Source organism: Marinigracilibium pacificum (assembly GCF_012926615.1).
Classification (GTDB): domain Bacteria; phylum Bacteroidota; class Bacteroidia; order Cytophagales; family Cyclobacteriaceae; genus Mangrovivirga; species Mangrovivirga pacifica.
Genome location: NZ_JABBNU010000019.1, coordinates 1 through 5467, shown reverse-complemented (window position 1 = coordinate 5467; position 5467 = coordinate 1). Strand labels below are relative to the sequence as shown.

Sequence of the window (5467 nt, the reverse complement as noted above, 5' to 3'; positions counted from 1 at the left end):
TGACTATCAATATTTTTAGCAAACTTTGATAGTTCTGGATGACGATCATGAAAGCCTTGTCCTTTAATTGAAAGGGAGATGAAGGATATAATAATTAAAAGTGATATTCTCATTTGCTGCATTATGAAAGGTAACGTCTGCATTATGGCGCAGTTTTTTGTCCCTCGTGGCATAAAAATGCGTTTATTGTGAATGTTGGTAGTCTTTTTTCAAGGTTTTAAATAATTCAAGCACCTGATTTAATTTTTATCTAAAATTTCATCTCAAAAAATATTTATTTCAATTTTTATCCTATTCCAGATTTTATTCAACTCAATCCTTATTTTATTTTTTGGAAACCAACTATCTAATAATATATAGACTTGTATTATAATACCTATAACCATTAAACTTAAGACCATTGATGACCGAGTTGGAGCAAACATATACGATATCAGAAATATTGAAGTTAAGAATGGAAGATAGTTAGTTATTGATTTAAGCCCTAGTTGGTTTAAACATATAATTCTAATGCTATTGAAGAGAATAAATCCAAAAAATGAATATAAAATTATCAAGTCTCCTAAACTTGGGATTCCTCTATAAGTTGAAAAGGAGACAATTGTTAAAAATAATAGAGCACAATTGAGAATAGTAATTATAATTTTAAAAATTATTGACATTATTATCTATTATACTCGTTTAAACTATTTCTTAATGACTACCAACGTTGAGGCCAAGCGGCGAACCCCTCTCCCTGGGGCGGGGTATGATGCTTAGGTATTGTTGTGGTGATGTTTAATCTTTAAATTTGATAGTCATTCTACTTGAGTTTTCACCATTTTCATCGATATAATTTTCTCGTTCTGACTTGACTTCAGCTGTAAATTTTTTGTTTAAAAAGTAACTAAGACCAATAACAATTCCAGCTATTAATAAATCCATTATATCATATATGTCTGACAAATTAATTTTGCCCAGAGATCGTACAACACTTAATGCTGTTAGAACCATTATTAGTCTATAGAATTCACCTTTAAACTTTAACACACCATATGCCATAATCAAGTTTATTGTAGGTAACAAAAGTAATATAGGAAACCATTTTAATCCATTTTGCAAAACCAAAGGTATACCAGCAAACATTTTAAAAAGTGCAGTCATCAATAGAATAAAGAGTAGTATATAGTTTAAAGTTTTATGTTTATCTCTTGTATTCAAAGGTGGGATATACTTCAATATATTAGCTATATCCTTTGCTGGTAATTGAGTTTGATTCTTAATTGATTCTAATGTCTCTTGGCGAGATTTTCCCTCCTGAATCTTGATTAATGCTAAATTCTTTAATTCTCTTTTTTTCATAGTAAAAAATTGTCTTTATTATTTCACTCCAACGAGCAGATAAGCGGCGAACCCCTTCCCTTGGGGTAGGGGATGACTCTTAGCTATTGTTGTAAGCTTTTACTTTTGACTAGTTTATATTTTAATTCACCAATTTTATATTCTGGAACTTCCCCTTTAATTTCATAAAGCAATAGGGAATCCTGATTGATTCGATAATGGTAAAGGTCCTCATTGGCTTGATTTCCATTTTCACTAATGAATATAACATCATAATACAATCCTTCACCAAAATCATATAATACAGTGTAATGATTTTTTCCTCCAAAACCAGAAATATCACCGTCTGTATTGAATGAATATTTATTAGCAAGACTATCTTCATAAATACCCTTAAAAAGAATTTTTCTTAATTCTGAGTCTTGATCAGAAACTTTTCGATAGAATTCCGAAGTACCATCTTCAAATTGAAATTCTATAATATTAGTAGAGTCAATCACTACATCCATTTTTATACTACTTATCTCATCTTCAAACCCAGTTGAAGTAAAGCATCTGAATTCATCAATCCATCTTATCGGAATAACATATCCACCTTCATGTGAAGTAAATCCATAAACTTTTGTTTCACCTGTTTTTAGTCCCGTTTTATCCAATTCAAACCCAAATAATTCTCCATCATATTCTTTCGAATCAAAGACTGACTTGTTTATTTCTATTTGTGTTAAAAAATCATTGTTTAACCAATATCCAGAATATAATTCTACTATAGAATCTGGTAATTTGATCGATTCAGCTGCTGTTTTTTCCGGATTTGAAATGATGGTAGTTTCATTTACACTATCAATCCTAGTTTCTGAAGTTTTGATGTTTTGCTTACTAGGTTTTGAACAGGTAATAATTAATAGTGAGATTAATAATATTAAAAAATTTCTCTTCATAGTTCCTCTAATTGCTTACAACGAGCAGATAAGCGCGACTCTATTGCTCTTATTTCCGTTATAACTTCGTTGTCCTTTTAGTTAATAATTTCCTTTAAAAATTCTAAAATAGCTCCTGATTGATCAAAATCAAACATTTTATTAATAAATACCCGTTTGTAAACGAATGTAACCGGATAATGTATTTTAGAAATGGCAGTTGATGGAAGTAACTCATTTTGCTAATCGCAGGATGCCACTGAGGGGGGATATCATTGGGCTTACTTCTTTATTGACCGGGATGCAATCCCTTCATTTCATAAGAAGTCTGAAGTTATGCTATCGATAAAGGGAGGTAATCAAGATGTCCGTCTAATAATTGAAATTTTAGAAGCCCTCATTAGAATTCAAAATATTAAAATAATTATATGTTTCTAGTTGCATTTAAAGACAGTACCTCGATTGGATATTATTATGTTGTATTTAAAGATTTTAAAAACTCGTCCGCTGTCATTACAGGTAACAAAGACTTTTTAAAATCCTTTCCATTTCTTGATATTATTATATCGCATTCTGATTCTGTAGCACTGAAATACTGTAAAGCATCTTCAAAATCGTTAAAAGATGAATTAAGCCCCTTTTCAATTGTATGCTCGTCTAAAGAACATATTTTGCTGATTATTTTGAATTTCCTAAGTTTTTCTCTCGCAATTTTTGAGCTCTCGAATTTTGCAAGAAAATAGTTTACCGTTGCAAATGAAATAGGAGAAACAATAATTGTTAACTTTCCTTTTTCTGCTAAAGTTGCAATTTTAGCAATCGGCTCATAAAAAGGTTTTCGTTCTCCTAAAAAGTCCAACATAATATTAGTGTCAAGAAAAATCCTTTTTCTCATTTATACTTCTCCATTAGATGATCAGAATAATCTTTTTTAAGGTCCAAATCAGAAGGTATTTCTTTTCCTGTTGAGATGCTTTTCACAAATGGCGAAATCTCAAATTCAGTAGTTTCATTTTCCGTAGTCAAAGATTGTAAATACGCTTCAATAAGTCGTGATAGACTCATTTTTTTGTTGGAAGCATATTTTTTGGCTTTCTCAATAACCTTTTGATTAAGCTTTAATGTCAATTTTGTATCCATAAGCTTTATTATATACGTACAAATATAATAAATAAATCCGTATAATTTAATTTGTAATGACTTTATCTTTATGAGGTGGAGCAAAGCAGGTAATAGAGTATCTGGGTAGATATACACATAAGATAGCGATCAGTAATGCCCGCATATTATCTTATCAAAACAATGAGGTATGTTTTGTTGCTAAGGATTACCGCAAGGGAGGTCAAAAGGTTGTACTCAGATTAACGGATCGGGAGTTTATTCGTCGGTATGCCTTGCATGTATTGCCAAAAGGGTTTACGCGTATGCGGCATTATGGGATACTAAGTAGTAGTTTAAAAAAGCAGTGTAAGCAGATAATTGATGAGCAAATTGGAGTAGTTGTTATACCATTAAGACAAGAAAGTATACAGCATAAACTCTGCCTGTATTGTAAATCAGGTCACCTGGTTACCGTAGCTGTTTTTGGTTGACGAGGACCACCAAAACACTGGAAGACCAGCCTATTAACCCAATAATCAAAGTAACGCCATCGGACGTAGGGGATCACTATGTCCAAAGGAAACTAAAAACCATAAAAAGACACTGATTGTGGTTTAGGAAGTAGAAGTTATTGAACCAGAAAGCCGGGTTATCATTAAATTAAAGAGTAAGACAGAGAGAAAAACCAGCTAATACCCTCTACACTTTCGTCGATTTACCCATAGTAACATTTTCCAACACCGGACTTGTCAACACTGCATTCAAGTATAGGCCTATCGGACACTCGATTGCTTAGTAATTTTAATATTTATTCTTAAAATCATTTATTTTATCATCTACGAAATTTTCAAAGCTGGTATTTTGTCTGACATGTTTATTAATGTTTTTCTTATTGATCAAATCAAAATCTGATGAAATAAGCTCCCAAGATTCATAATCAGAGGTGGTATCAAATACTGTTAGATATTCTATTTTAGAGTTTAATAATTCTTCAAATCTCAAATTTTCATATTTCTTTTCTATACAAAGGCCTTTTTGAGAGTTTAAATAAAATAATTGATCAAATTCATCATATAACAATTCATATCCTTTTTGAATAATTTCATAGAATGTCATGCCAATATTTATATCCTGAAAATTCCCTTTTGATGTACAAATAAGATGTATTCCTCCATTTTTATTAGTTCTAATCAATATATGACCCAACTTATATTCATTATCAGATATATTAGTGAATAGATGATAATTTGGATGAGAATTAAATTCATCTCCAATCAAATAATCTTCTATTTGCTTCCCAGGTACGATCTTCATTATATTAAGTCTAACGTTCAGGCTATGTGTCCGCCGAAACCTAATGCTTCTTAAAAAACGCATAGCTGATACCCAAAGATAATAGCCCCAACTTAAAAACAAAACGGTGGGCCATAGCCGTTGTTATATGTTTTGATTATCTTCTATGTATTGATCAAAAGTATGATACATTTTCAAGTACCCATTTTGATCTATGCTTATATATTTATCCGGGTTATTCAGTATTTTCGCCAATATTTGAGTTAAGAATTTCTTAGGAGCAGCCTTACTAACAACATCAATTAAGTCTTTTTTATTCCTAAATTCAAAATGACATTCACCATCATCATGAGTACGTAAACTTCCAAAATTCTTGAATGTAACATCAAAAACTAACAAACCAATTTCGCCTTCTCGATCTAAAAATTCTGCTAATTCTCCAGAAGTTCTGAAATGCGGAAATTCCTTCTCAGTCGCCCACCCATGATTTTTATAATTACTTACGCCAAGTTCAATTTTTTCAATTTCAAGGTCATTTGGTATTAACCCAAGCCCTTCCAAAGAAGAGAATTCACCAAGGTACAGAGTATATCCAGTTTCAGTTTGTTCGAAAAGATATGTTGTTGGGTGAGTTCTCATTGCTTACGTTCAACGTATGGGTTGATGGTAGTTTATCGTGTCGTTTTCTTGTCTAATAGGACAGTGAAATCCAGCGAGAATCCGGCGATTGATCAGACTCTATAGCCAGCCATAACTGCATACAAAATATCACCTTTCGTTTCTTTTCTTATTCAATAGTTTAATATACTCTTCTACTTCCAGGGTCAATACAT

6 protein-coding genes and 1 pseudogene are annotated in these 5467 nt (G+C 31.5%); 1 reads left to right on the top strand and 6 read right to left on the bottom strand.

Going from position 1 to position 5467, the window contains the following annotated elements:
• Window positions 1-777 precede the first annotated feature (777 nt).
• From HH304_RS20980 to HH304_RS20965, 4 genes are all read right to left on the bottom strand, one after another.
• Complete coding sequence (locus tag HH304_RS20980) at window positions 778-1341, bottom strand: hypothetical protein (RefSeq protein WP_169685261.1); 564 nt, start codon at window positions 1339-1341, stop codon at window positions 778-780.
• 83 nt (window positions 1342-1424) lie between these two features.
• Window positions 1425-2261, bottom strand: a complete 837-nt coding sequence (locus HH304_RS20975; RefSeq protein WP_169685260.1) for a hypothetical protein — start codon at window positions 2259-2261, stop codon at window positions 1425-1427.
• 451 nt (window positions 2262-2712) lie between these two features.
• Window positions 2713-3135, bottom strand: a complete 423-nt coding sequence (locus HH304_RS20970; RefSeq protein WP_169685259.1) for a type II toxin-antitoxin system VapC family toxin — start codon at window positions 3133-3135, stop codon at window positions 2713-2715.
• Complete coding sequence (locus HH304_RS20965) at window positions 3132-3380, bottom strand: DUF6364 family protein (RefSeq protein WP_169685258.1); 249 nt, start codon at window positions 3378-3380, stop codon at window positions 3132-3134. Before HH304_RS20965 ends, HH304_RS20970 begins: the two co-directional genes overlap by 4 nt.
• Window positions 3381-3469: 89 nt before the next feature.
• On the opposite strand from HH304_RS20965, the pseudogene HH304_RS20960 reads away from it, so the two are divergent.
• Window positions 3470-3832: pseudogene (locus tag HH304_RS20960) on the top strand (transposase); the annotation flags it as partial.
• Between the two features lie 310 nt (window positions 3833-4142).
• Here the strand turns inward: HH304_RS20960 and HH304_RS20955 are convergent.
• Entirely contained in the window at window positions 4143-4655 is a 513-nt protein-coding gene (locus HH304_RS20955; protein ID WP_169685257.1) for a hypothetical protein, read from the bottom strand.
• 123 nt (window positions 4656-4778) lie between these two features.
• Window positions 4779-5273: a hypothetical protein gene (locus HH304_RS20950; RefSeq protein WP_169685256.1), complete on the bottom strand. Its 495-nt coding sequence runs from the start codon at window positions 5271-5273 to the stop codon at window positions 4779-4781.
• Window positions 5274-5467 lie beyond the last annotated feature (194 nt).

What these genes read in the sequence shown, in the direction of transcription:
- HH304_RS20980 (WP_169685261.1), bottom strand. Translation starts at nt 1,341, where the DNA reads ATGAAAAAAAGAGAATTAAAGAATTTAGCATTAATCAAGATTCAGGAG.
- HH304_RS20975 (WP_169685260.1), bottom strand. Translation starts at nt 2,261, where the DNA reads ATGAAGAGAAATTTTTTAATATTATTAATCTCACTATTAATTATTACC.
- HH304_RS20970 (WP_169685259.1), bottom strand. Translation starts at nt 3,135, where the DNA reads ATGAGAAAAAGGATTTTTCTTGACACTAATATTATGTTGGACTTTTTA.
- HH304_RS20965 (WP_169685258.1), bottom strand. Translation starts at nt 3,380, where the DNA reads ATGGATACAAAATTGACATTAAAGCTTAATCAAAAGGTTATTGAGAAA.
- HH304_RS20955 (WP_169685257.1), bottom strand. Translation starts at nt 4,655, where the DNA reads ATGAAGATCGTACCTGGGAAGCAAATAGAAGATTATTTGATTGGAGAT.
- HH304_RS20950 (WP_169685256.1), bottom strand. Translation starts at nt 5,273, where the DNA reads ATGAGAACTCACCCAACAACATATCTTTTCGAACAAACTGAAACTGGA.